The organism is Pseudomonas sp. FA117, from assembly GCF_057370475.1.
Map to the genome: position 1 here is coordinate 4,878,905 of NZ_CM170675.1, position 26,547 is coordinate 4,905,451.

Genomic DNA, 26,547 nt, shown 5'->3' on the forward strand with positions numbered 1-26,547 from the left:
ACCATGCGTGTGCTGATCGTCGAAGACGAAGAGAAAACCGCCGACTACCTGCATCGCGGCCTGACCGAGCAGGGCTTCACCGTCGACCTGGCCCGCGACGGCATCGACGGCCTGCACCTGGCGCTGGAGGGCGACTACGCAGTGATCGTGCTCGACGTCATGCTCCCGGGCCTGGATGGCTACGGCGTGCTGCGCGCCCTGCGCGCGCGCAAGCAGACGCCGGTGATCATGCTCACCGCCCGCGAGCGGGTCGAGGACCGCATCCATGGCCTGCGCGAAGGCGCCGACGACTACCTGGGCAAGCCGTTCTCCTTCCTCGAGCTGGTCGCCCGCCTGCAGGCCCTGACCCGGCGCAGCAGCAGCCACGAGCCGCTGCAGATCCAGGTCGCCGACCTGTGGATCGACCTGATGGCGCGCAAGGCCAGCCGTGCCGGCATGCGTCTTGACCTCACCGCCAAGGAGTTCTCGCTGCTCAGCGTGCTGGCCCGCCGCCAGGGCGAGATCCTGTCCAAGACCGCCATCGCCGAGCTGGTCTGGGACATCAATTTCGACAGTGACGCCAATGTCGTCGAGGTGGCGATCAAGCGCCTGCGCGCCAAGCTCGACGGACCTTTCGACAACAAGCTGCTGCACACCATCCGAGGCATGGGCTATGTCCTGGAAAACCGAGCGGGCTAAATCCCTCGCCCTGCGCCTGTCGCTGCTGTTCACCCTGGTGGCGCTGGCGGTGTTCGTACTGATCGGCAGCGCCCTGTATCGCCAGGTCGACCGCAGTCTCGACCTGCTGCCGGCGGCGGAGCTGGATGCGCGCTTCAGCGTGCTGGAGAGCACCCTCAACCGCTTCGGCACCCAGGAACACTGGGCGAAGATCCACAACAAGCTCAACCTGCTCGCCGAGGAAGACCGGCGCATTCGCTTCTGGGTGGTGGGCGATGATCCACGCTTCGAGTACGGCCACCCCGATCAACAGCTGCGCCACTTCGCCCAAGGGGCCGAAGGCATGCGCGACCTGCACCTGAACGGCAGCCCCTATCCGTTCAAGATCCTGGTCAGCCAGTTGCCCGCGCTGGGCGAGCGCCCGGCCGTGCGCTTCCTGATCGGCATCGATACCGAGACCTTCTGGCAGGCCCAGCACAGCCTGCTGGTGGCGATCATCGGCCTGGCCGTGCTCGGTGTGCTGCTGGCTTCGCTGCTGGCCTACTGGGTTGCCCGCATCGGCCTGCGCCCGTTACTGGCGTTGTCGGCCGAGGCCCAGGCGCTGGCGCCACCGCGCCTGGACGGACGCCTGTGCACCCAGGACCTGCCGCCGGAGCTGGCGCAGTTCGCCGATGCCTTCAACGCCGCGCTGGACCGGGTCAGCCAGGCCTACTCAAGGCTTGAAGCCTTCAACGCCGACGTCGCCCACGAACTGCGCTCGCCACTGACCAATCTGATCGGCCAGACCCAGGTGGCGCTGACCCGCGGGCGCAGCGCCGAGCACTACTTCGAGGTGCTGCAATCGAACCTCGAGGAGCTGGAACGGCTGCGCAGCATCATCAACGACATGCTGTTCCTGGCCAGCGCCGACCAGGGCAGCAAGGCCACCGCGCTGACCCAGGCATCGCTGGCCGAGGAAGTGGCAACCACCCTCGACTATCTCGACTACATCCTCGAGGACGCCCGCGTCAGCGTCGAAGTCAGCGGCGACGCCCAGGCCCCTGTCGAGAAAGCGCAATTGCGCCGGGCGCTGATCAACCTGCTGAACAACGCCGTGCAGCACACGGCACCCGACCAGGTGATCCGCGTGCGGATCGACTCGGACCACGATCAGGTCAGCATTGCCGTGAGCAACCCGGGGCCGGCCATCGACAGCGAGCACCTGCCGCTGCTGTTCGAGCGCTTCTATCGGGTGGATGCCGCTCGCAGCAACAGCGGTGGCGGCAATCATGGGCTGGGGTTGGCGATCGTCAAGGCGATCGCGCTGATGCATGGAGGGGATGTGTTCGTGAACACCGGCAAAGGCATCAATGTCTTCGGGATTCGTTTGCCAGGCACGCTGGGGCCGCGGTAGCCGTTGAGCTCGGCCAGTACCTTCAGCGAAGGTTTATCCGCGGGATCTGCAGTTGTGACAGAAGGGGCAACCCGTTCAAGGCCAGGCTGCAACCCGCTGTAGCGGGGTATCCAGGTGTTCAGTGCACCTGTGCCGTCTGCCTGCACCTTGAGCTGGGGCCAGCGCTGGCGGTTCACAAGGTCAGCCATTGCCAGGCTCCAGGCGAAGGGATCCAGAGTACCGCGTTGCGCGTCAGGCTCGAGCACTGCAGTGTGCAGCACCGTGGCGTTGCAAGAATGGCGCAGTGTGATCCTGACTGCATCGGTACTTGCCCCGCCAGCCGGCAATCTCAACACGGGGCCTGCCACCCAATTGCCCGCGTCGGGCAGCGAGGTGAAGATGCGCAATGCGTCGCCCCGCTGCCACAGCATCAGGTTGCAGGCATCGGTCCGTGTAGGAAGCGGCTGCGTGGGGTAGGCGCCACTGACGCGCAGGTAACGGCTGATCTGATCGGCATCGAGTGCAGCAGCCCAGGCGAGCAACCATTTCCCGCTGGCCCGCAGGGCCTTGGTCGGCGTCCATCGATGGTGCGCCAGCAACCGGCTCGAGAACATATCGAACACCCATGCCTGCAGGGTGGTGCCTTCAGGCAGCGCCATCGAACCGTCGAGCTCCCGGCACGCCCACCAGCTCACCTCGGTCAAGCTCACGCTCAGGTCGGCGCATAGCGGCGCCCAGAACGCATTCTGGCTTGCAGCGACTGCCACGTTGCAGCCCTTGTCCAACCTGCCCGCACGCAACAGGCGACTGTGCTGGTTGACCTGCTCGCAGAGCGACGCTTGCCAGGCTGCCCCGAGTTGCCCCCGGGCAGGAGTGAAGAAGTGCTGTTCGAAAAGCGCCTGGGTACTGCGGTCCCTGACCTGCAGGCAAAGCGTTTTCTCACCCCCGGGCGAGTAGGCGTCATTGCAGGCCAGCACCTTGACGAAGTTGCCCTTGAACGGCGCAGTCGTGAAGGCCCGAAAATCGACATGGCTCCAGAGTCGCAACGGCGCTTCCGGGTCCGGGACCGTACATTGCGGACCTGAGGCGCCGGCACTGATCAGCGCGTTCTGGCGCGATAGATGCCGGGCGAATGCCTCGGGCCATTGGTCATGGCCAAGTTCACTCTCCTGCGCGACATAGTCGAAGCACGTGATTTCGCCATCGGATTGGTTGACCAGAAACGCACTGAGCATCTCGCCCTTTGCAAGTGCACGGTCAGCCTTGATGGGCAGGGTGCTGTGCCAGCCATTTCCGAGGCTGCCCGTGCGCTGGTGCGTGAAACCGGTGATGTGGGGCAGATAGCCGTCGCACGGGTGGGTCATCAGGTAGGGCACTTGAACAGCCGCGCTGCCAGGCGGCTGTCGCCTGTGTTCGGCAGCGCCCTGCACATGATGTGAGGCAGGATGGTTGAAATACGGATGCCTGGCGAAGTGATCCCTGATGTAAGCCATACCTAGCCCTCCTGGCCAGGCTCCAGTATTCGTATGGCCTGGCAGGCGCACAACTGACAGAAATACCAGACGGACAAGCGCGCCCGCCCGCAATACTTACCTTTTACACAAGAGTCATTTTCGTTCCCGACGCTGTTTCAAGTGCCCGTCCAGGGCTAACTTAGCCTTGTCTCCATTAGCACTTGCCACGCAAGAAGGTAGTTTCAAAATGTCCAACAGTATGGGTATTGCCAGCGTCTTCGTCCTGTCGTCCCTGTTGTTGTCGCCCCTGGCCATGGCTGAGGAATCGCCGGCCTTCGTCGCCCGTAACGCCGCCGTTGCCACGAGCCTGCAGCAGTCGCAGGAGCGCTACGCCGCCGAGCATCAGGCTGCAGGCAAAGACTCGCAACAGACCGCTTCCAAGGCAACCGCCGACGGCCACGCCGACAGCTGACCGGCGCCTGCAACACGCTCCCTTTCCCCCGGCTGCATCATGGGCAGTGCCCATGTCGATATGTTAGCCTTTCAAAGCCGCTGCGCATCAGCGGCTTTTTTTATGCATTCGAAAATTATCAGCCGGTGAGTTTCGTCCTTCCTGTGAAACTGCAATTTCGATAACTAAAAACTGCCTCACCGTTAGACCAAAGGAGCATTTACCTGTGTCCCTCGCTTTACGCGTCACCCCGCTGTTCGTTGCACTGGCCGCAACGATTCCCCACGCCGCCCAGGCAGACGACGACAAGGCTGAAGGCTTCTTCGAGGGTTCATCGCTGAACCTGCATTTTCGCAACGCCTACTTCAACCGCAACCAGCTCAATAGCGGTGTGCGTGACAACCGCGAGTGGGGCCAAGGGGCGGTCGCGCGCTTCGAGTCGGGCTACACCCCCGGCGTGATCGGCCTGGGTGTCGACGCCCACGGCATACTCGGCCTGAAGCTCGATGGCGGCGGCGGCCATGCGGGCACCAGCCTGCTGCCGACCCACCAGAAGAATGCAGATGAACTGGGCGCGGCACCGCACGCATTCTCGACGGCAGGCGCTGCGATCAAGCTCAAGGGCTTCGATACCGAACTCAAGGCCGGCGACCTGTTTCTCACCAACCCGGTGATCGCCGGTGGCGAGACGCGCATGCTGCCGCAGACCTTCCGTGGCGTGGCGTTGACCAACACCAGTGTCGAGGGACTGCTGCTCGAGGGCGGCCAGGTCAGCTTCACCAAGCCTTACAACCAGAGCGGTCACCGTCGCATCGACACCTACTACAGCCAGCAGGGCGACGACCAGCGCAGCAAGCACCTGTCGTGGGCCGGCGCTTCGTGGAACGGCACCGAGAACGTCATCACCAACGTGTATGCCGCCGAGCTGAAGGACATCTGGAACCAGTACTACGCCGACTTCGACTACACCTACGTGGTCAATGAGCTGGTCAGCCTCAATCCGGGCGTGCACTTCTACCACACCCAGGATACCGGCCAGGCAAAGCTGGGCAAGATCGACAACAACACCTACAGCCTGCACTTCACCGTGGCCGCCGGGCATCACAGCGTCACCGCCGCCTATCAGCGGGTCAACGGCAACACGCCGTTCGACTACATCAACCTGGGCGACAGCATCTTCCTCGACAACTCGCGCATGTACTCGGACTTCAACGGGCCCAACGAGCGCTCCTGGAAACTGCAGTACGACTACGACTTCGCAGGGCTGGGCATCCCCGGCCTGACCTCGTCGCTGTCGTATTCGCGCGGCAAGCTGGACCTGACCAAGGTCGATCCCTACAGCGCCGGCTATGGCCACTGGTACAGCGAGCAGGGCAAGGATGCGCGGCACTGGGAGCGTGATCTGGACGTGAAGTACGTGTTCCAGCAAGGCCAGCTCAAGGACCTGTCGGTGCTGTTGCGCTACGCCAGCCACCGCGGCAGCCAGGGGTATTCGGCCGTGGACAACGACAACGACGAGTTCCGGGTGATCGTCGATTACCCGCTGAACGTGTTCTGACCCGAACCCTTGCAGCGCATGGCGCCGGCCTTGCCGGTGGTGGGCAGCGGTTCGCCGCTGCGACTCGCCCGCGACCACCGATGCAATCGGTGCCATGCAACCTGGTATGCCCTGAAGCATTTCCGACGGACTAAACTTGTCCGACAATTGCCACTTCCCTAGAATATCGCCGCCGCTTGATAGCCCTACCCTCACGGAAAGAGGGGCTTATGCAGTAGCGAGCCTGATGTTGCACACTCGATCCCCGCGCCCTGTCCTGTCCAGGCCCCACCCCGAGCTGATCCTCAATCTGGGCAGCTGCCTCGCCGTGCTCGCGATAGTCGGTATCGTCAGCTACCTGCTCGGCCGTGAGCGGGACAGTGTCGAGCAGTCGTCCATCCGCGCGTCGAGCAACATTGTCCAGCTCATCGAGAGCGATATCCTGCGCAACGCCGAACTCTACGACCAGTCGCTCAAGGGCCTGATCTGGGCCGTCGGGCGCAGCGAACTGCCGGAAGTGCCCAGCCCTCTGCGCCAGCGCCTGCTGTTCAACCAGGCCTTCGTCGACCGCAGCCGCGGTGATGTGCTGTGGCTCGATGCCGAGGGCGATGTGGTCGGCGACTCGACCAGCCTGATCCCGCGCCGGGCCAACTTCGCCAACACCGGCGTGTTCAAGGCTCACCAGAACGATCCCGACCTCGGGCTGCTGGTGGGGCCGCCGTTCAAGGCCAGGCTGGGCGACCTGGACTGGTGCATCAGTTTCAGCCGCCGCATCCCCGGCCCCCACGGCGAGTTTGCCGGGCTTGCCACCGGCGCGCTGCGCCTGTCGTACTTCAGCGAACTGTTCCAGCGCCTGGACATCGGCCAGCGCAGCAGCATCAACCTGATCAACACCAGCGGCCAGTTGCTGGCCCGCGAACCTGCAGGGCCGCAAGATCCGCCGATCGGCAGCGACTTCAGCCAGCACCCCAGCTTCAAGCGCATCCTCGGCGAGCGCAGCGGCAGCTTCAGCGCCCACTCGGACCTGTTCAACGAACAGCGCATGTACACCTTCGCCCGGGTCGGCGACCTGCCGCTGATCGTGCTGGTGGTGCATTCGTCAGCCGAGGTGTTCCAGGCCTGGCGCCGCACGGCGCTGATGGTCGGCATTGCCACCGGCGCCCTGTGCCTGGGCATCCTCTGGCTGACCCTGCTGCTGGGTCGCGAGCTGCGTCGTCGTCACAGCGCCGAACAGGGCATGGCCACGCTGGCCGCCACCGACAGCCTTACCGGGCTGGCCAACCGCCGCCAGCTCGACCAGATGCTGCGCCAGGAATGGGCACGCGCCCAGCGCAACCGCAAACCGATGGCCGTGTTGATGGTGGACGTGGACCACTTCAAGGCCTTCAACCAGCGTCATGGCCATGCCGGAGGCGATCAGGCGTTGCGCGAGGTCGCACGCACCATCCAGCGCAGTATCCGGCGCCCGGCGGACCTGGCGGCACGTTACGGTGGAGAAGAATTCCAGGTGGTATTGCCGGAAACCGAACTGAGCGGTGCGTTGTTGCTCGCAGAACGCATCCGCCTGAGCGTGGAGGCGATGCCGCCATTCGCTGGCGATGACCGGCCGATCACGGTGAGCATCGGCATCGGCCTGTATGAGCCGGGCACCCAGCACGACCTGACCAGGGTGCTGGGTGCCGCGGATGAAGCGCTCTACCGGGCCAAGGCCAATGGCCGCAACCGGGTCGAGGGGCCGGGCGCTTAGGAGCGGGCGCGGGCGGTGTCGCGCAGCATCTTCACCTGGTCGTGATTGCGCTGCACGCCCTGCAACTGGCCGTCGACCAGGGTCAGGGCATTCTGCGCGTTTGGCGTATTGAGCTTGACGAGTTTCTCACGGGCTTCCTTGTACGCTTTAAGCGCATAGTCCTCACCACGCTCGACCTCGTTGAGCACAGCCTCTTCGCTTTTACCGGTCAGCATCGACTTGAAGTTGACCCAGCCACGATGGATGTCACCGCTCAAGCTGGTCGAAGTCTCGGGGTCGCCGCCCAGATGACGCACCTCGGCCTGCAGTTCGGCCGCGGCCTGGGCACACGCGGTGGCACGTTGGACGAAGAACGCCTTCAGCTCAGGATTCTTGACATCATCGGCCGACTCCTTGAAACCCTTCTCGCCATCCTTGCTGTACTCGATCAGGTTGTTCAGCACGTCGATCACGTCTTTGTTTGGATTGCTCATGGCGTAACTCCTAGGCAGGTGATAGTCACACTGACTGGAGCAGGCTTCGTGCCAAGCCGAGCGAATAAATAAAAACCAATAAATTCAAAAACTTATGCAAATACACTGCAGCCTTCTACGGGTGTTCTGCATGATCGCCGATTGGGTTCTCGTGCAGATTGCAGGGTGGAGCGTGGCAATTGCTGTATGGTCGAGGTTTTCACTGCACCAGGCCGATCGATGAAACCCGAATCCCTGCAACTGCTGGTCACCCGCACCATGCCTTTCGGCAAATACCAGGGCCGAATCATCGCCGACCTGCCCGGCGACTACCTGGCGTGGTTCGCGCGCAAGGGGTTCCCGCCCGGAGAACTGGGCGGGTTGCTGGCGTTGATGCACGAGATCGATCACAACGGCCTGGGCGAGTTGCTGGTGCCATTGCGCCGCAAGCATTGAGGTCCATGACGGACTTGCCCGCGAAACATCCACCCAGCGCCGGTCACTTGGCTGGCGCCACCACCATCTCCACCCGCTCCGCTTTCTTGATCAACGCATACACCACCGCCGTCACCAGGCTCCCCGCAAGGATTGCCAGCAGGTAAGGCAGCGCATGGTTGATGGCATTGGGGATCAGCAGCACGAACAATCCGCCATGCGGCGCCATCAGCTTGCAGCCGAAGTACATCGACAACGCCCCGGTCAACGCGCCTCCGGCGATGCTCGCCGGAATCACCCGCAACGGGTCCTTGGCGGCAAACGGGATCGCCCCTTCGGAGATGAAGCACAGCCCCAGCACCAGCGCCGCCTTGCCCGCCTCACGTTCGCTCTGGGCGAACTTGCGCCGGGCCAGGAAGGTGGCGATGCCCAGGCCGATGGGCGGCACCATGCCTGCAGCCATGGTTGCCGCCATCGGTGCGTAGCTCGACGAAGCCAGCAGCCCCACCGAGAAGGCATAGGCCGCCTTGTTGATCGGCCCGCCCAGGTCGACGCACATCATGCCACCGAGCAAAAGGCCGAGGAGGATGGCGTTGGTGGTGCCCATGCTGTCGAGAAAGCGCGTCAGCCCCTCGAGCATCGCCGCCACCGGATGACCGACCACGTAGATCATCACCAGGCCGGTGAACAGGCTGGCCAGCAACGGAATGATCAGGATCGGCTTGAGCGCTTCCAGGCTGCTCGGCAAGCGCGCCCAGCGGCTGATCGCCTTGGCGCTGTAGCCGGCCAGGAAACCTGCGACGATACCGCCGATGAATCCGGCGCCCAGGGTGCTGGCCAGCAGACCGCCGATCATCCCTGGCGCCAGACCCGGGCGGTCGGCAATCGACCAGGCGATATACCCGGCAAGCATCGGTACCATCAGCTTGAACGCTGCCTCGCCGCCAATCTGCATCAGCGCCGCAGGCAAGGTGCCCGGCTGCTTGAACGCCTCGATGCCGAACACGAACGACAAGGCGATCAGCAGGCCACCGGCCACGACCATCGGCAACATGAACGACACACCGGTCAGCAGGTGCTTGTAGACCCCGGTCTTTTCGCTTTTGCCGGGGGCATCGGGCGTCGCCCCTGCACTTTCGAGCTTGCCTTCGGCCAGCGCCTTTTCGAGGGTGGCGCGCGCCTGCTTGAGGGCGATGCCAGTGCCGCAGCGGTAGATGCGCTTGCCGGCAAATCGGGCAGTCGGCACCTCGATATCTGCCGCCAGCAGCACCACGTCGGCTTCGGCGATGGCATCCGCCGACAAGGGGTTTCGCGCCCCGACCGAGCCCTGGGTTTCCACACTGAAGCCGTAGCCCAGCGCCTGCGCTGCCTGCTGCAGCGCTTCGGCGGCCATGAAGGTGTGGGCCACGCCGGTCGGGCAGGCAGTGACCGCAACGATACGTGGAGCCTCGTTACTGGCTGCCACCTCGGTGCCGACGCTCGCTTCGAGGACCCTGGCATTGGCCGCAGCCTCGTCGAGAAAGCCCTCACGATCCGCCAGCGCCTGGGCCGGGGTGCTCTGGTAGACAGGTTTGCCGACGAAGCGGCTCAGGTCGACAGGTCCGGTGCTGACCACCAGCACCCAGTCGGCCTCGGCGATCTGCGCCGCACTCAGGCAGCGTTCGGGGTGGTCGGTGTCCCGCACCTCGACGCTGGTGCTCCAGCCCCGGCGCTGGGCCGCGGCGGCCAGCAGGCGTGCACTCAGGACACTCGACACCTGGCCATTCGGGCAGGCGGTGACGATTGCGATGTTCATCGGCGAGCCTCTTGTTGTTGTTCTGTCAGTTGCACGGCGGCTTCCAGGCGCGAGAGCTGCTCGCGGTCGTCGATGCCGAAACCGACCTGGGTGACCGCCTGGGCCGCGATTGCAGTCGCCAGACGCAGGGTCAGCGCGGCGTCCTCCTTCTGCAGCAGGCCATGGACCATGCCGGCCACCAGCGAGTCGCCCGCACCCACGGTGCTGGCGATGGATACCTTCGGTGGCTGGGCATGCAGCGCCAGGTCGGCGGCGAACCAGTTCACCCCCTGCGCGCCCTGGGACACCACGACATGGGCGACGCCGCTGTCGAGCAAGCGCCGGGCGGCTTCACGCTGCTCGGCAAAACCCTGCACGGTGCTGCCGAACAATTCGCCCAGCTCATCGGTATTGGGCTTGACCAGCCAGGGCGCGCACTGCAAACCGGCGCGCAGGGCCTCGCCGCTGGTGTCGAGCGCCAGCTTCACACCCTGGCGCACCAGCCCGCCCAGCAACTCCCCGAACCACTCGGCACTCACCCCACGCGGCAGGCTCCCGGCAACCACCACCACCTCATGCGCCAGGGCGATCTCGGTCAGACGTTCACGCAAGGCGGCCTGTGCAGGCGCATCGACCTGCGGTCCCTGGCCGTTGATGTCGGTGACGCGCCCGTGTGCCTCGACCAGCTTGAGGTTGGTGCGGGTTTCACCGTCGACGCGGATGAAGCCATCGGCAAAGCCGCGACGGGCGATCAGCGCTTCGAAAGGTTGCAGGTTGTCACGGCCAAGAAAGCCGCTGACCGTCACCTGGTGCCCCAGGTCGGCCAGCACCTGGGCGACGTTCAAGCCCTTGCCCGCTGCGTGGCTGCACTGGTCGTGCGCGCGGTTGACCTCGCCGGCACGCAGCTGATCGAGGGTTACCGTCAGGTCCAGCGCCGGGTTGAGGGTCAGGGTAAGGATCTTGGCCATTTCAATAACGCTCCACCAGCGCCCGTACCGCTTCGGCGCTGTCTTGTTGCAGGGCCTCGCGCGCCAGTGCGCGGGCCGTGGGGTAATCGGCCTGGCGCACCAGGGCCTTGACTTCGGCGACGCTGCGCGCGGAAACGCTGAGCTCGTCCACCGCCAGGCCCAGCAACACCGGCACAGCTTGCGGATCGGCAGCCAGTTCTCCGCACACACCCACCCACTTGCCTTCGGCATGGGCAGCGCGCACGGTCATGTCGATCAGTTGCAGCACCGCCGGGTGCAGGCCGTCGGCCTGGGCCGACAGGCTCGAGTGGCCGCGGTCGATGGCCAGGGCGTACTGGGTCAGGTCGTTGGTGCCGATGCTGAAGAAGTCCACCTCGCGCGCCAGGCGAGGCGCCAGCAGCGCTGCCGAAGGCACCTCGACCATGATCCCCACCTGCAGGTCGGCGACCGGGATCTGCTCGCGCAGGCGCTCGACCATGGCCTTGGCGGCGCGCCACTCGTGCATCTGCCCGACCATCGGGAACATGATGCGTAATGGCCGCTGGTCGGCCGCCTGCAGCAGCGCGCGCAACTGATCCTCCATCACCTGTGGGCGCTGCAGGGTCAGGCGCACGCCGCGCACGCCGAGGAAGGGGTTGTCTTCCGCTGCAATCGGCCAGTAGGGCAAGGGTTTGTCGCCACCCACGTCGAGGGTTCGCACCACCAGCGGGCGACCGTCCAGGCCATCGAGCACACGGCGATATTCGGCTTCCTGGGTAGCCACATCCGGCAACTGCGGATGGGCCATGAAGATCAGTTCGGTGCGCAACAGACCGACGCCTTCGGCGCCCAGTTCGACCACCTTGTCGATGCCGCTACTGTCGCCGATGTTGGCGAACACCTCGACGGCATGACCGTCGCGGGTCACGGCCGGCTCGTGGCGATTGGCCCAGGCAGCCTGCAGACGCTGTTCGCGCTGGTCGCGTTCGGCCAGGGCGCGCTGCAGCTCCTCGGCAGGCGGCGCGACGCTGACCCTGCCGCGCTGGCCGTCGAGCAGCAGCGGCGTACCGGATTCGAGCAGCAGGATCGCCGCACCGGCCCCGACCACCGCCGGGATGCCCAGGGCGCGGGCGACGATTGCGCTGTGCGCGGTAGCCCCTCCCTGGGCGGTGACGATGCCGGCGACCCGCGCCGGATCCAGACGGGCCACGTCCGACGGACCGACTTCGGTCATGACCAGCACGTAGGGCTGCTCGGGCTCGGCCGGTTCGCTGATGCCGCACAGCTGCGCCAGCACACGACGGCCAACGTCGCGCAGGTCCGCGGCGCGCTCAGCGAGCAGCGCATCACGCAGCGCCTCCTGCTGGCTGGCAGCCGCTTCGATCACCGCCATCCACGCCGCCGCCGCACTTTCGCCCTGGGCCAGGCGCTGATCGACTTCGTCACCCAGGGCCGGGTCGGCGAGCATTTCCTGATGGGTGACGAAGATCTCGCCGATGGCCTTGTCGCTGCGTTGCACCAAGGCCTGCAGCTCGCCATTGACCGCAGCCAGCGCCGCGCGCAGCCTGGCGCGCTCCTGGGTGCTGGATTCGCCACGCAGCGGGTAGTCGATCTCGCGCTCGACACGAACATGGGCCGGCCCGCTGGCGATACCCGGCGCGGCGCCGACACCCTGGACCTGGCTGCCGGGCAGCGGTGCCTGCAGGGTTTCACGTACCGCCTCGGCCATCGGCAGGCTGAACGCCGGCAGCGGCTCGACCTCCTCGCCCAGCCCCTGCTCGATGGCTGCCTGCAGCACAGGCAGAGCATCGGCAGCGATGCCCGGTTCGGCGATCAGCTCGAGCTCCTGCCCGCGCCGTGCCCCAAGCGACAGCAGGCGGCTGAGGCTCTTCACCGAAACGGCAGGCTGGGCGCTGTCGGTCAGGCGGATGCGGATTTCGCCATCGAAGCCCTTGGCCAGTTGCGCCAGCACCTTCGCCGGGCGGGCATGCAGGCCGTGGGGGTTGGCCAGCATCACCCGTACCCCGGGCCAGTCGGCCGGCGCATCGCCGCCCAGCACCTGGAGCACGTCGCGACTGCTGGTGGCCTGGTAGAGGGTCTGCCCGCGACCTTCGATCAGCACTTGGCACAGGCGCTCGAGCAGGGCCTGGTGCGCAGCGCCCAGGCTGGCCAGGCAGAACAGGCCATTGAGTGGCTGGCCACGATGACGCAAAGGCTGCTGCGGGGTGACGAAGGCCAGGCCCGGCTGCAGCACCTCACGTTCGCTGTGCAACCACCACAGGCCCTCGCCCAGCGGCAGCGGCTCGGCCTGCTGCAACAGCGCGGCAAAACCGCTGTTCACACATCCGCCTCGCTGCAGCAGGCGGGCGCCACGCCAGGCGAGCTCGTCGAAATCGTCAGCTGGCAGGTTCAGGCCGATCAGCTGTGCATCGAGTTCCAGTTCGCGGGGCGCTCCCTGCAACAGCTTGAGCAGGGCATCGGCCGTGGTCGCACGCCGCAGCGCCTCGGCCAGGTCGGTTTCGCCCAGGGCGCGGGTCAGCAGTTGCAACAGGCGCAGGTGCTCGTCGGAACGTGCGGCGATACCGATCGCCAGGTAGACCTTCTGTCCATCGCCCCAATCCACCCCTTCGGGGAACTGCAACAGGCGCACGCCGGTGGCGAACACCAGGTCGCGGGTCTGCGGGGTACCGTGGGGGATGGCGATGCCCTGGCCGAGAAAGGTGGAACCTTGCGCCTCGCGGGCCTGCAGCCCTTCGAGATAGCCCTCGGCAACCAGGCCATCGGCCACCAGTCGATCCGCCAGCAGACCCAGGGCCGCCGCTTTGTCGACGGCCACCTGGCCCATGGCTATCTGCTCATTGGCGAGCTCGAGCATGACCTTCTCCTTTTGCAGTACCCGCAGGCCGGGACTGAGGTTATTGTTGTGGAATTCAACGCGCTGATTCACCCGGGCATTCAGGGCAGACCTGGTATATTCGAGTGCTGAAACGTTTAACCTGACCAGGTGGCCACGTTACTCGATAATCTGCGTAGGAAAAAGCCCCAGTTTGTCGGAACAATTGCGACAATGGTCGCCTGCACTTGGACACAATTCTGAGTAAGACTACCCGATCAGGCGCCTCTGGCTGCCCCGGTAATAACAAGGAAAATGCGGTGAAACTCAGCGATATCGCACGTCTGGCCGGTGTATCCGTGACCACTGCCAGCTACGTCATCAACGGCAAGGCCGAACAGCAGCGCATCAGCAGCGCCACCGTCGAACGGGTTCGCGCCGTGGTCGAGGCCCACGACTTCACGCCCAACCCACAGGCTGCCGGCCTGCGTAGCCGGCACACACGCACGCTCGGCTTCATCCTGCCCGACCTCGAGAACCCCAGCTACGCACGCATCGCCAAGCAGCTCGAGCAAGGCGCGCGGGCCCGTGGCTACCAGTTGCTGATCGCCAGCAGCGATGACCAGCCCGAGAGCGAGCGCCAGTTGCAGCAACTGTTCCGCGCCCGCCGCTGCGATGCACTGTTCGTTGCCAGCTGCCTGCCGCCGGAAGATGACAGCTATCGCGACATGCAGAACAAGGGCCTGCCGGTGATCGCCATCGACCGCCGTCTGGACCCTGCGCACTTCTGCTCGGTGATCAGCGACGACCGTGATGCCAGCCGGCAACTGACCGAGAGTCTGCTGGGCACCCGCCCACGCAGCATCGCCTTGATCGGCGCCCGACCGGAGCTGTCGGTGAGCCAGGCCCGCGCCGGCGGGTTCGACGCCGCCCTGCAAGGGTTCGACGGTGAAGTGCGCCGCCTTGAGGGCGAAGCGTTCAGCCGCGAGTGCGGCCAACGCCTGATGGAAACACTGATCAAGGAACTCGGCGGCCTGCCCGACGCGCTGGTCACGACCTCCTACGTGCTGCTGCAAGGGGTGTTCGATGCGCTGCAGGCGCGTGGCAGCCAGTCGCGCGAACTGCAACTGGGCACCTTCGGTGATAACCAGTTGCTCGACTTCCTGCCCCTGCCGGTCAACGCCATGGCCCAGCAGCATGGCCAGATTGCCGCCACCGCGCTGGAACTGGCCCTGGCGGCCATCGAGCAGAAGACCTACGCCCCGGGTGTGCACGCCGTGGCCCGAACCTTCAAGCAGCGCATCACGGCCTGAACATGCGTCTGATCGACACCCACACCCACCTGGACTTCCCTGATTTCGACGCCGACCGCCAGCGCCTGCTGGACGCTGCGGCGGGGCGCGGGGTCGAGCGCATGGTGGTGCTGGGCGTCCACCAGCAGAACTGGCAGCGGGTCTGGGACCTGGCCTGCGGCGATGCACGCCTGCCGGCAGCCCTCGGCCTGCACCCGGTGTACCTGGAGCAGCATCGCCCCGAGCATCTGCTGCAGTTGCGCGAGTGGCTCGAACGCCTGCAGGGCGACCCGCGCCTGTGTGCCGTCGGCGAGTTCGGCCTGGACTATTACCTGCCCGAACTGGACAAGCCCCGCCAGCAGTCGTTGTTCGAAGCCCAGTTGCAGATGGCCTGCGATTTCGCACTGCCCGCGCTGCTGCACGTGCGCCGCAGCCACGCCCAGGTGATCGCCACGCTCAAGCGCTACAAGCCGGCACGCGGCGGAATCATCCATGCCTTTGCCGGCAGTTACGAAGAAGCCCGCGAATACATCAGGCTTGGCTTCAAACTCGGGCTCGGTGGCGCCGCGACCTGGCCGCAGGCGCTGCGCCTGCGCAAGACCCTGCCACGCCTGCCGCTGGAAAGCGTGGTGCTCGAGACCGACTCCCCGGACATGGCCCCGGCGATGTTTCCAGGCCAGCGCAACAGCCCGGTGCACCTGCCGGAAATCGCAGCCGAATTGGCCGCCGTGATGGGCGTCAGCGTCGAGCAACTGGCGCTTGCCAGCACCACCAACGCCTGTGAGTTGCTCGGCTGGCCGCACTGAGCATTCTTGCGCAGGGTAGCAACCATCTACCCCCCTGCATGGGGTCCGATCCGATTCCATGGACACGATGTGCCAGACGCGCACGTCCTCGTCATGTTCAAAGGATCATCCCATGCTCCATCAACGTCTGCTCTCGACTCAAGAACACCCGGTTCTGCTCGATGCTCAAAGCTACCAGGATCTCCAGGCCGTCAATGCGATCAACCAGAATCTCGAGCGCTATTTCGGGCACCTGGAGAATACGCAACGACAACGCTATTTCGAACTGGCCAGACAGGTCGGTCAGAACAATACCTCGATAGCCGAGAGCCTTGCCGACTGCCTCAAGCGCTTCGAGCAGGAAGGCCTGGAGAAGCTCAGGCAGGCACTGGCCCCGCTGAGCAGCACGATCATCGACCCGCAGCGTTGGTACTTTCATACTCAGATGCTCCTGGTCCCGCCGCGCCATGGACGCGCCATAGGCATCAGAGAGCCCATACAGAAGATCCAGTCCTATTCGCTGTGGGACGCCGCTCGGCTTGACCTGAACAAGGTCTACCCGCGGTCCTATCAGAACAATTATCTGGAACACAGCTACATCAGCCGTCACGAAAACGGCATCCGGGAGTTTCATGAAGTACTCGGCGCCAGCAGCTTCGAGCTGCATGCCCATGCCCTGGATCTGGGATCGATGCTCGAGGCGAAAGTCAATGCAGCCATGGATGCGCGCTTCATGGGGTGGTTGACCCACTACCATGAGGGACTGTTCGGGCTGGCGCTGCTCGATGACCTGCGCCAGGAAAAGGATGCCAATGTTGCTCGCCAGGCAGCAGCGTCGCTGTCCGGCATCTACAGCGACAGCAACCGCCAGTGGAAGCAGTATCAACTGAAATTCACCGGTGCGACCGTGCCCCTGCCGTTCTTCACCTGCACGGTCCGGGAGCTGGGTAGCGAGCGGGTTGTGAGCTACTTCCCGAACCGCGCAGGTGGTGCACTGAGACGTCACTTCAGCGAGCATGCGGCTGTCGAGGCGCTGCTGGATCAGGTAAAGCGACACCCGAGCAACGCGTGGTTCCTCGCAGGGCTGGACAAGGCATCCCAAGACGCATTGCACGAGCACTTGGCGACCCCCGTGACGGACCGGGACAATCTCAACTGGATCAGCCAGAAACTGTACGACCTGATGCAACTGGACGTACCCCCGATCGAGAAATTGCAGATCACCGCTCAGGGCAGCACGGTGCCCATCCGGCAAGGCCTGCACCAGTTGTCCTCGGAGCGTTTCAGGGCCGACCTCCTGGCCAGCGCGGCAACCCTTTCCTCACGTCGCTGGAAAGCATTGAAAGACCATGCCGGTATCGTTGTCAGCGAAACTCTCGGTTTGCTCACCTTGGCGCTGCCCGGCGGTGTGATCGGTGCCAACAGGTTGATGGTCAGCGTCAGCCTGGGCGCCCTTGGCCATCAGGTCATCACCGCCGCCCTGGCGTTGAGCGAGGGCGAGCGGGCACAGGCGGTACAGGCGGTGATCGATGTGACCGACCTGATCGTCACCGGCGCGCTACAGGTCAGTGCAGGCAAACTTTCGCAGCGCAGAACCCGGCAACTCATGCACAGCCTGCTCAATCCAAGGCCCACCCATCTCCCCGGGCCGGCGCCAGCGGCCTGGTCCACAGGCCCGCTGCAGAGCGAGAGCGGGGCATACGGACATCTGGACATCGGTCCGCTCACTGACGCTCGGTTGCTGCAGTTACTGACCTCATCGGCGCTGCCCACACTTGAAGCCACGCGCGCCGAACGCCTGCTGGCACTGGCCGATGTCAGCCGTGGATCACTGGAAGCGATATGGTACTCGCAGGGTGAAGCACCCTGGCAGTTGCTGGATCTGTTGCAACAGGAGAATGTCATCGTCGACCTGGTGCCCACAAACGATACCAGCGCACTGAAAACACGTTTCCCGCTCCTGTCGCCAGCTGCGCGCGCTCATCTTTATCGGCACCACCCTGAGCTGAGTCGCCTGACACATGACACACTGCTGAACCACGAGCAGTTGCAAGCCATCTTGCTGACCCAGCTCCAGCAACGTGTGATCAATGCGTTGTCGGGATTGGAGTCGAGCAGCCGAGTTCCCGACCCTGACAGTGAAGCGCTGTTCTGTTCGATGCTGCTCGCGGATCCGCATTGGCCCGAGAGCCTCGGCATCCAGGTGTACGACGCGGTGAAAGACCGTAACGGGCTGATGGCACCAACCCGCAAGCGGCTCGCCACCTATGAGCTGGACAGCACGACCACATTCATCAGGCTCTACCGCTCTGCCACCCACTACGCCGGGAGCCTGGAAACCGGCGACCTGATTCAGGTCGATCCAGGCCAGGCCGCCCTGGCACAGGCGCTGTTGCGCACCCTCGACGACGTCTCCCGCCAGTCCCTGGGGGTCAACATCTACGAACCGGGCAAACTCATCAGCCAGGTGGAACAGCAAGCCCTGGCACAACGCACGGTGCTCGAGGACCTGCTGCCGGAGCGGCAGCACTATCCACTGAGTACCACAAGGCTCGCCGACTTCAGCCATCCTCCGTTGGAGCCGTCGATACAGGCCGACCACGACGGCATCTACCGCACAGACAACAAGCTGTTCATCACCATGGACAATTTCAGTTACCAGGTCCTGCACGACCGTGACGCATCCTCGCCGGACCAATCCATATGGCGAATCGTCCGTAGCGAGGATGCCGTGGCCGATACCACCGACAACCTCTACGTGGCGACACGACCCGGCCGCAGCGAACCGGTCACCCGGGATGTCGACGGCAACTGGCAAGGTGTTCTGGTCGGGGGCCCCGGTGGTTCTGGACGCGGGCGCAAGTCGAGGCTCCAATCGCTCAGGGAGGCGAACCAGGCAAGACAAAGGCAGCAGCAGGAGCGGGATCTGGTCGAAACAGACGCCGCATTGCGTGAGTTGAGCCTGAGTTCCGAGGCGCTGGAGGCCAAGCAGAAGGACTTCTTCAAACGAAGCGTGATCATCGCCAGTCTGTCCCGACACCCCGGTGCGGGCCGCGACACCGCCATCACCGAGTACTGCAAGTACATCGATGTGGTAGATGAGCAGTTGAAGTTGTTGCAGGATAAACCCCAGCAATTCGCCCAGCTCAATCCCGAAACCAGCCTGGCCGAGTTCACCGCCCGCAAGCAGCGCTCGCAGCTTACCTGCTACGAGAGAGCCATCTATCTGCACGACCTCGTCCTGCAAGACAGGGTGAAGGAAAAGCAGCTGGACGCGACCGCCATGCCCGCAGCTGAGGAAATCCTCGGTGATGTGCAGGTGGCCAGTAATTTCAGGCAGTCTCAGAGACTGCTGCTCGATTGCAAGATCCGCAAACTGCCCCTCACTCTCAGGTATGAGCGTACCCTGCAAGCACTGAAGCAGTCCCAGTATTTCGATGCCTCGACGCATGACATCCCCAAGGATCTGCAGCCGTCGCAAACGCTCATGGCCAGCATTCAGTTCATACGTGGGGTGTTGCTCGGCTTTGGTGACCCGTACGAGCCTTCGACGCCAGCGATCTTCAACGTCCCCGCCAAGGCGCTGCACCACGAACTCAACGTCCTGACACGGACCATCAGGCACCTGGACAGCGTTCCGGATCAACGACGTTTTGCGGTCCTGGCCAACCTGCAGGAGAAACTCGAAGCGCTCACCAATGGCTTCGAACAACTGGCCACCGAGACGCCTCTGAACGACATTGATCGAAACAACGAACACATCGTGGAACTCCTCAAGATAATCCACCACTATCGCGAACACTGCGACACCCGCCTGGCGGCAATCATCGACGAACAGAAGGACGGACCACTTCCCTCCACTGCCCTTGACGGTATCGATTTCGACTTCATTCCTTCGCAGCACGTGACCGACAGACCCGGTCCTTCCCCAAGCCCCCGCAGGGCGAGGATAGTCGCCGTCAGACACCATGGACGCGATCGGCTGGTGGAAGTCAGGTCCAGCCCTCTCGATGCCGACCTGCTGACCGTCGTGGCGGAGGATGACCGAGCCACCCGGCGAACACTCACCCGGACACAACAAGGCACCTGGCAAATGACCGCTGTGCCTCCCTCGCGCACGCTGACACAGTTGGACAGCGCATCGACCAGTCGGCTCGAAGAATTCCAATCCACAAGCAGACAGGCCCAAGCCAGGGCCTTGCGCGATGACGCGGTGGCTGCCGATATCAGCGACTCCTTGCTCAACCTCGCGGAAGAAATGGACATCCTGACAAATCAATATGGCCAAGCCGATCTGGCCCCCCTCCCAGCTGCCAGCGCCACCTTGAACACACGCCTGCAGGCTTCCAGCGCGCAGTTGCGCTCACTGGCGCAAAGGCTGGAAATGGCCATCTACAAGAACCCCCGCAAACCGAAGGCGGCTCACCTTGCCGAGCTGATAAAGCGCAATCAGGTCACCGTACGCAAGCTGCATGAAACCCGCGCAACGGTTGGCAGGGGCCAGGATCGAAGCTTCATGGACGCCTATTCAATCATGGACACCGATGGCAAGCGGCTATGGGAAGCGCACTTCCACTACCCCGCCCTCGACACCCCCAGGGCTCAATACGCCTTTCAGGCCGGCCATCTGAAAACGCTGGAGGATGCACGCAAAGGCATCATGTATCAGCGCGCGCAGGAACGCGCAGGGCTCAAGGTCCATCGAATCCTGCGCGTTGAGATCCCCTTGGCACTGGGGGCATCGATCTTCGAACTTGCCGACCGGCACGAGGCGCGCCCCTCCTCGAGGCGTTGATTGCTGATGTTGGGGCGAGGAAGCGCTGTGTACCGGGAAGTACACGGGCATTCCAAGCCCCGTTTCAACACGACAAGAGCCCGTGCAGACACCTTTCGGACAGCGCCTAGACCTGGAACGCCCCGATCAGGCGCTTCAACTCCACCACCTGAGTCGACAGCGCCCGGCTGGCGTCCTCGGTCTGACAAGCGCCTTGCGTGGTGTCCTGCGCCGCGCGGTTGATCGCCACGATATTCTGGTCGATGTCATGGGCCACCGCCGTCTGCTGCTCGACCGCCGCGGCGATCTGCTGGTTCTGCTCGACGATACCGCCCACCGCCCCGAGGATATTGGCCAGAGCCTGCTGCACCTGGCGCGCCTCATCCACGGTGCCCGCCGCCATCTGGTGACTGCTGCCCATGGCCCGCACCGCAGCGCCGACGCCGTCCTGCAGACGCTGGATCATCTGGGCGATCTCGGCGGTGGAGTCCTGGGTACGCCGCGCCAGGGTGCGCACCTCATCGGCGACCACAGCGAAGCCTCGTCCCTGCTCGCCCGCCCGCGCAGCTTCGATCGCCGCATTCAGCGCCAGCAGGTTGGTCTGCTCGGCGATGCCGCGGATCACCTCCAGTACCCGCCCGATGGCCTGGCTGTCGCCAACCAGCTGGTTGACCGCCGTCACCGTCTGGTCGATCTCTCCGGCCAGGCGGGCGATGCTGTCCTGCTGATGCTCCACCAGGCTGCGTCCGCTGGCACTCTCGCGGTTGACCTGCTCGGCGCCATCGGCCGCCAGTGCCGCACTGCGCGCCACCTCCTGGGCGGTGGCGCTCATCTGGTTCATCGCCGTGGCCACCTGCTCGATCTGCTCGCGCTGGCCGCTCACCGCCTGGTTGCTGCGGGTGGACACCGACAGCACCTGTCCGGCCTGTTCCTCGACCGTGGTCACGGTGCGCCCCACCTGCTCGATCAGCACCCGGATGCGCCGCACCGTCTCGTTGAACCCTTGACCCAGTTCGCCCAGTTCGTCCTGGCTGCGTACCTCGAAGCTGACGGTCATGTCGCCACCGGCCACCTTGTCCATGGCGGCGCCGAGGTTGTTCAGCGTGCGCCGGGTCGAGACGTAGAAGCCGCTGTAGAGATAGACAATCGACAGGAACACGAGCGCCAGCGCCACCACCAGGGCGATCATGCGCAGACGATGCTCGCCCAGGCGTTCCTGCAGTTGCTGTTGCAGATGCGCGATCACCGCATCGTTGAGTCGGTAGGTCTGGCCCATCAGGGCGCTGACCTGCTCGTAGAAGGCGGGCCAAGGCGCATCGAGGGTCTCGGCTACCACCACCTGCTCCTCGAACAGCGTGGCGGCCTGGCGCACCGTGGCCTGGCTGGACCGGGCCGGCTCGCCCAGGCTGGCCTGGGCGCCGGCATCGGCGGCCAGCGCATCGTCCAGGCGCAGGGCATAGTCAGCCGACAGCCGTTCCAGGCGTTGCAGCAGGTCTTCGAAGCGGGCGCTGCCCGCCGAGTCGATGAAACCGCGCCCCAGCGCCACGGCCCCGATGGCCCGGCCTTCACCGAGCATCTGGCTGACCTGTGCGGTACTGGCACCGATCAGTTCGCCCAGCTGGCGCACCGATGCCTGGCTGTCCTGGCTCAGGCCCGTCTGGCTGGCGACCTGCCGGGTCAGCACCTGGGCCTGGGCCAGCAGCTTGTCGAACAGGGCAACCTTGTTCTGCAACGAAGTTTCGCCGCGGGCCGTGGCGAAGGCTTCGGCGAGCTCGGCGCGCTTGGCCTCGAGTTGCGCATCGCTGCCCTGCAGGGCGTGCAGTCGGGCCTGGACCTTGTCCTCGAGGGCATCGATGCGCGCCTCGACATCCCCGGCCTGGCCCGACTGGCCGAGCACGGCGTTGATCTGCAGGAGGTTGCCCAGGTTCTCGAGATCGCCGCGCAGGGCCAGGCTGCCAGCCAACGGTTCGAGGCCGTTCAGCTCGACATGGGTGACGTGGAACTGCCGATAGGCATCGCGAACCAGGTAGAAGCTGGTGACCAGCATGGGCAGGAAGAACAGGACGCTGATCAGGCTGAACTTCATGCCGAAGCTCAGCCGGTTCATCAACGCGATGGCCGGATGGAGCAGGCGCTTCATGGGTCACCTCCTTGGATTTTTATTGTTCTGCGGGGTAGCACTAGGCCATGACTGGCCGTGGCTCTGTATAGCGCAGAATCAATCCAAGGTTTGTAACTTAAGGTTAAGCGAGAAGCCTGCTGCAAGAGCGGCCCAGCCCTTGGGCTTCGACTCGCCCAGCCTTTAGAGCAGCACGGTCCACAGCGCGAACACCGCATACCACAACACTGCGCTGCGCAGCAGCAGCTCCCACAGGCTGTCCAGCCGCGCCAGCGCACTCTGTGCTTCTTCCTCTTCAGGAATATCGTCAGCCACCCGCCCTACCCGCGCGATCAACTGCCCGGCGCTGATGTGCCAGTTGAGCACTTCATGCAGCATCACGCGGGTCACCGAAACGAAGTTGCCGACCAACGCAAAGCTCAACGCCAGTACCCGTACCGGCAGCCAGTCCATGGCATGGCGCAGTTGTGCGGCCCGTTCCTTGAGCGCCGGCTGATGGCTGTTCGCCGCACTCAGCGCCAGCAGGCGGTACCCCAGCGCAGCGGCCGGCCCGAGCAGGAAGTACCAGAAGATCACCGCAAAGAAGCTCTGGTAGGCCTGCCACAGCAGATTGCCCTGAACCCGCACCAGCAGGTCGCGTGGATCGTCCGCCGCCAGGCCCAGGTCACGCTCGGCCACATGCAGCGCCGCCTGTTCGTCACCCCGGCGCCAGGCGTCACGGAACGGGCCAAGCGCCGCCTTGGCATCGCCGCGTCCGAGGCTGTAGACCAGCACCAGCAAGTGCACCGGCAGCGCCAGCAGGCCGTAGGCGACCGGCTGCAGCACATGCAACAGCAACGCCAACAGCAGCACCGGGGCCAGCACCAGGATCGCCAGGCTCCACCAGGGATCGACCTTGCCACTGCGCTCGAGGCGCACCAGCTCGCCGAGGAAGAACCCGTCACGCTGCAGACGGTGGCGCAGGGCCGAGAACTGCTCGATCCACAACACCAGTACCAACACCAGAAAACTCATGCCTTGTCCTCGTCGTTCAGCGCGGCTCGGTAGCGGCGCCAGTCGAATGCCGGCCCCGGGTCGGTCTTGCGCCCCGGCGCGATGTCGCTGTGGCCCTGGATGCGCTCGCTGTCGATGGCCGGCCAGCATCGGCGAATCTCCAGGGTCAACTGCCGCAGGGCGGCGTACTGGGCATCGGTGTAGGCCAGCTCGTCGGTGCCTTCGAGTTCGATGCCGATGGAAAAGTCATTGCAGCCCTCGCGCCCACAGAAGCTCGACACCCCGGCATGCCAGGCGCGGTCGAGCAGCGACACGAACTGGGTCACCGCACCGTCGCGCTCGACGAACAGGTGCGCCGACACGGTCAGGTGACGGATGCTGTCGAAGTAGGGATGCTCGGCTGGGTCGAGGCGATTCTGGAAGAATTGCTGGACCTTGCCGGTGCCGAAACAGGCCGGCGGCAGGCTGATGTTGTGGATCACCAGCAGGGAAATCGCCTCGCCGTCAGGGCGGGCATTGAAGTTCGGCGAGGGGCAGTGGGTAACGCCGGAGAACCAGCCAGTGGCGCGGTCCAATTGCATGGGCAGATCCTGAAAAGACCGGATACGAGGGGCCAGTATGCCCCGCCGTCAAACTGCGTGCATGTAAATGATTGTGGATTCAGCGCACCTGGGCCTGGCGCAGGTTGTCGAGCACCGCATCCAGCGCACGCTCGAACAGCAAGCCGTCGTCCAGCACCCGCGCCTCGCCGCGATGCAGCGCCAGGGCCAGCCCGGCATGGCTCCATTCACGGACCTTCATGCCGGTACGGTTGGCGAAGACCAGACGATCATTGCTGTCGATCCGCGCCACCAGTTTGCAGCGCAAGGGTTCGTCTTCGTCGCTGAGCTCGATCCAGGTGCCCAGCCGCAGGCGCTGCACCTGGCGCAGCGAAGGGCTGTGCTCGTCCAGCGCCGTTGCGTCGCTGTCGGTCGAGTCTTCGGCGCTGGCCAGAACGATCTCGTCGTCGATCCGCACCTCGTCGACCTCGCTCTGCCAGAGGCCAGGGTCGGCGCAGGCACGCAGGTGCAGGCGCTCCAGTTGCACGAAGAATTCGCGCAGCGCCGAGGAATCCAGCATCACCCCGCCCAGGCCATCGCGCAACGCCTTGAGCAGGCCAGGCACCTGCTCGAGCAGTTGCTCGCGCGCCAGGGGCTCGGGGTGCGGGGCAATGCTCTGCAGCAGGGCGTCCATGGTCGCCAGGCCATCGACCCAGGCCACGGATGCCTCGCCCTGCTTGAGCCAGGCCAGCAGCAGCACCTGACTCCAGGACTCCACCAGCATCTGCACCACCACGCGCGGCACCCGACGCCCGCGCAGACGCAGGTTGAGCGCCTGCTGCACCTGCAGTCGCGCCTGGGACGCCCGTGCCCGCCCCTCTTCGGCATCGCGGGTGCGCTGCTCCAGCAGTTCGTTGCGCCGCCGCTCCTCGCTGCTGAACAGCAGGAATTCGTCAAGCACATCGCTGAACAGCCGCGCGTCTTCGGTGAAGTCGTTGAGCAGGCGCTGGACGATGCGCTCCACGCGCGCATGCAGCCCTTCACCTGCGCCTTCCCAGCCGATGGCCATGGCGGCGATCTCGTTCAGCAGCCGACGCGCCGGATGGCTGGCCCGACTGAACAGGCTCTTGTCGAGCAGCGCCGCCTTGAGCAGGGGAATGTGCAGGCGACCGAGCAAGGCCCGCAGCGTCGTGGGCAGGTTGTCGTCGTCGCGGATGTACTCGAACAGCAGATCGACCAGGTTGATCATGTCTTCATCGGCGGTCGCCAGGCGCCGGCGCGTGCCGCTGCGCACGCTGACGCGCAGCAGCAATTGCTCGAGCTGCTGGCCGAGGTCGAAATCGTCGGCTTCGAACGGCCCGGGCACGTAGTGCTGCAGGTGGGTGAGCAGGCGCAGCAGGTCGGCGCTGCCGATCGTCTGCGCCGCCGACACGCTTTGCAGCCGCGGCGCCAGGCGGCCACGCACCGGTGCCAGCAGCCCTTCGAGCGACGCGAAGTAGGCCTGGCCGGCGCTGTCGCTGCCCAGGCCCTCACCGGCGATCAGCGCCGCCTGCGAGCGGCGTGCCGCCAGGCCTCGGTCCTCTGCACGCCGACGCGGCCCGGGCGCCAGCTCTGCCAGCACCCCGGCAGCCGCCAGCAACTGGTTGGCTTGGCCATAGAGCAGGTCGAGGTCGCGCAGCACATAGCGCTCGAACAGCTTGAGCAGGATCAGCTTGACCTTGAGGTCGACCCCCAGACTGCGCCCGGCATCGAGAAAGTACCCGCACAGGCAGGCAGGCCCCAGCGGATTGCAGCGCGCATCGAGCGGGACTTCGAGCAAGGCGCTGAAACGCTGGCCGAGTTGCTGGAGGGCAAAGCCATCGCGCGACAGCACCCGTTCCACCATCGCCCCGACCGCCAGCGTGCGCTCACGCTGCGCCTTGCCTACGGGCAGGTCGATGCTGCCCAGAGGCCCCAGCGGATCGACCTGGCCGATACGCAGGAAGGTGTCGTGGAAGGTATCGATGAAGGTGCGCTCGATGCTCTTGCGCTTCAGGCGCAGGTCACGCATGGCTTCGAAGTACAGGTGTTGCTGGTCGCCGGCCTTGTCGGCCATCTCGAAGAGGGTGTCGTCGGCGTTGTCGAACAGGGCCTGCAGGCCCTGGCGCAATTGCAGCGCGGCTTTGTCACGCACCTGAAGGAGCACGACGGGAAGGCAAGGCAGGGGCGTGCGCACCCCTCTGTCGATGGCGACCCCTAGAGGCCCCATCTTGCCTTCTTCATGCATCCCGGACTCCTTGCAGGGTATTGGTCGACTGGCGAGAGAATCGTCAAAGCTATGACGCCAAATACAAGGCGCCATTATCCGTGAAAAAGATGACAGCTGCCAACACAGCATTTGCAGGAC

17 protein-coding genes and 1 pseudogene are annotated in these 26,547 nt (G+C 64.9%); 9 read left to right on the forward strand and 9 right to left on the reverse strand.

Features of this window, described 5'->3' with window-relative positions:
• The first annotated feature begins 3 nt into the window (after positions 1 to 3).
• The 5 genes from AC1TXO_RS22505 to AC1TXO_RS22525 all read left to right on the forward strand — a co-directional run bounded on the left by AC1TXO_RS22505 (position 4) and on the right by AC1TXO_RS22525 (position 7,218).
• On the forward strand, positions 4 to 678 hold the full coding sequence (locus tag AC1TXO_RS22505; RefSeq protein WP_486403777.1) for a heavy metal response regulator transcription factor: 675 nt from the start codon (positions 4 to 6) through the stop codon (positions 676 to 678).
• Positions 653 to 2,050, forward strand: a complete 1,398-nt coding sequence (locus AC1TXO_RS22510) for a heavy metal sensor histidine kinase (protein WP_486403778.1) — start codon at positions 653 to 655, stop codon at positions 2,048 to 2,050. Before AC1TXO_RS22505 ends, AC1TXO_RS22510 begins: the two co-directional genes overlap by 26 nt.
• Before the next feature lie 1,680 nt (positions 2,051 to 3,730).
• Complete coding sequence (locus tag AC1TXO_RS22515; RefSeq protein WP_486403779.1) at positions 3,731 to 3,955, forward strand: hypothetical protein; 225 nt, start codon at positions 3,731 to 3,733, stop codon at positions 3,953 to 3,955.
• Positions 3,956 to 4,160: 205 nt separating this feature from the next.
• Positions 4,161 to 5,492 (forward strand): OprD family porin, encoded by a 1,332-nt coding sequence (locus AC1TXO_RS22520; protein WP_486403780.1) that lies wholly within the window; start codon positions 4,161 to 4,163, stop codon positions 5,490 to 5,492.
• A 229-nt stretch (positions 5,493 to 5,721) separates the two neighbouring features.
• A complete protein-coding gene (locus AC1TXO_RS22525) occupies positions 5,722 to 7,218 on the forward strand; it encodes a diguanylate cyclase (RefSeq protein ID WP_486406889.1) in 1,497 nt (498 codons plus the stop codon).
• On the opposite strand, the gene AC1TXO_RS22530 is transcribed toward AC1TXO_RS22525, so the two are convergent.
• Entirely contained in the window at positions 7,215 to 7,691 is a 477-nt protein-coding gene (locus AC1TXO_RS22530) for a ferritin-like domain-containing protein (protein WP_486403781.1), read from the reverse strand. The two genes, AC1TXO_RS22525 and AC1TXO_RS22530, sit on opposite strands and share 4 nt — an antisense overlap.
• A 219-nt stretch (positions 7,692 to 7,910) precedes the next feature.
• On the opposite strand from AC1TXO_RS22530, the gene AC1TXO_RS22535 reads away from it, so the two are divergent.
• Positions 7,911 to 8,126 carry a DUF3820 family protein gene (locus tag AC1TXO_RS22535; RefSeq protein WP_486403782.1) on the forward strand — a complete coding sequence of 72 codons (216 nt, stop codon included), beginning with the start codon at positions 7,911 to 7,913 and terminating at the stop codon, positions 8,124 to 8,126.
• 43 nt (positions 8,127 to 8,169) lie between these two features.
• Here the strand turns inward: AC1TXO_RS22535 and AC1TXO_RS22540 are convergent, their stop codons facing one another.
• From AC1TXO_RS22540 to ptsP, 3 genes are read right to left on the reverse strand one after another with little or no spacing between them, the layout of a single operon-like run.
• Positions 8,170 to 9,900 carry a PTS fructose-like transporter subunit IIB gene (locus AC1TXO_RS22540; RefSeq protein ID WP_486403783.1) on the reverse strand — a complete coding sequence of 577 codons (1,731 nt, stop codon included), beginning with the start codon at positions 9,898 to 9,900 and terminating at the stop codon, positions 8,170 to 8,172.
• On the reverse strand, positions 9,897 to 10,847 hold the full coding sequence (gene pfkB / locus AC1TXO_RS22545) for a 1-phosphofructokinase (protein ID WP_486403784.1): 951 nt from the start codon (positions 10,845 to 10,847) through the stop codon (positions 9,897 to 9,899). Before pfkB ends, AC1TXO_RS22540 begins: the two co-directional genes overlap by 4 nt.
• A gap of 1 nt (position 10,848) precedes the next feature.
• Complete coding sequence (gene ptsP, locus AC1TXO_RS22550) at positions 10,849 to 13,701, reverse strand: phosphoenolpyruvate--protein phosphotransferase (RefSeq protein ID WP_486403785.1); 2,853 nt, start codon at positions 13,699 to 13,701, stop codon at positions 10,849 to 10,851.
• 278 nt (positions 13,702 to 13,979) lie between these two features.
• Between ptsP and cra the strand changes: the two genes are divergently transcribed.
• The 3 genes from cra (at position 13,980) to AC1TXO_RS22565 (ending at position 20,531) form a co-directional block, all read left to right on the forward strand.
• Entirely contained in the window at positions 13,980 to 14,972 is a 993-nt protein-coding gene (gene cra, locus AC1TXO_RS22555) for a catabolite repressor/activator (protein ID WP_486403786.1), read from the forward strand.
• Positions 14,973 to 14,974: 2 nt separating this feature from the next.
• Positions 14,975 to 15,757, forward strand: a complete 783-nt coding sequence (locus AC1TXO_RS22560) for a TatD family hydrolase (RefSeq protein WP_486403787.1) — start codon at positions 14,975 to 14,977, stop codon at positions 15,755 to 15,757.
• Positions 15,758 to 15,869: 112 nt separating this feature from the next.
• Positions 15,870 to 20,531: a hypothetical protein gene (locus AC1TXO_RS22565; RefSeq protein WP_486403788.1), complete on the forward strand. Its 4,662-nt coding sequence runs from the start codon at positions 15,870 to 15,872 to the stop codon at positions 20,529 to 20,531.
• A gap of 106 nt (positions 20,532 to 20,637) precedes the next feature.
• Here the strand turns inward: AC1TXO_RS22565 and AC1TXO_RS22570 are convergent, their stop codons facing one another.
• The 5 genes and pseudogenes from AC1TXO_RS22570 to AC1TXO_RS22590 all read right to left on the reverse strand — a co-directional run bounded on the left by AC1TXO_RS22570 (position 20,638) and on the right by AC1TXO_RS22590 (position 26,427).
• Positions 20,638 to 21,567 (reverse strand): methyl-accepting chemotaxis protein, encoded by a 930-nt coding sequence (locus AC1TXO_RS22570; RefSeq protein WP_486406890.1) that lies wholly within the window; start codon positions 21,565 to 21,567, stop codon positions 20,638 to 20,640.
• A pseudogene (locus AC1TXO_RS22575) lies at positions 21,544 to 22,650 on the reverse strand (heavy-metal-associated domain-containing protein); the annotation flags it as partial. The gene AC1TXO_RS22570 and the pseudogene AC1TXO_RS22575, both read right to left, overlap by 24 nt.
• Positions 22,651 to 22,812: 162 nt before the next feature.
• Positions 22,813 to 23,643: a regulatory signaling modulator protein AmpE gene (gene ampE, locus AC1TXO_RS22580; RefSeq protein ID WP_486403789.1), complete on the reverse strand. Its 831-nt coding sequence runs from the start codon at positions 23,641 to 23,643 to the stop codon at positions 22,813 to 22,815.
• Complete coding sequence (gene ampD, locus AC1TXO_RS22585) at positions 23,640 to 24,203, reverse strand: 1,6-anhydro-N-acetylmuramyl-L-alanine amidase AmpD (protein ID WP_486403790.1); 564 nt, start codon at positions 24,201 to 24,203, stop codon at positions 23,640 to 23,642. The genes ampE and ampD overlap by 4 nt, the downstream gene beginning before the upstream one ends.
• A 79-nt stretch (positions 24,204 to 24,282) precedes the next feature.
• Positions 24,283 to 26,427, reverse strand: a complete 2,145-nt coding sequence (locus tag AC1TXO_RS22590) for a DUF1631 domain-containing protein (RefSeq protein WP_486403791.1) — start codon at positions 26,425 to 26,427, stop codon at positions 24,283 to 24,285.
• Positions 26,428 to 26,547: the final 120 nt, after the last annotated feature.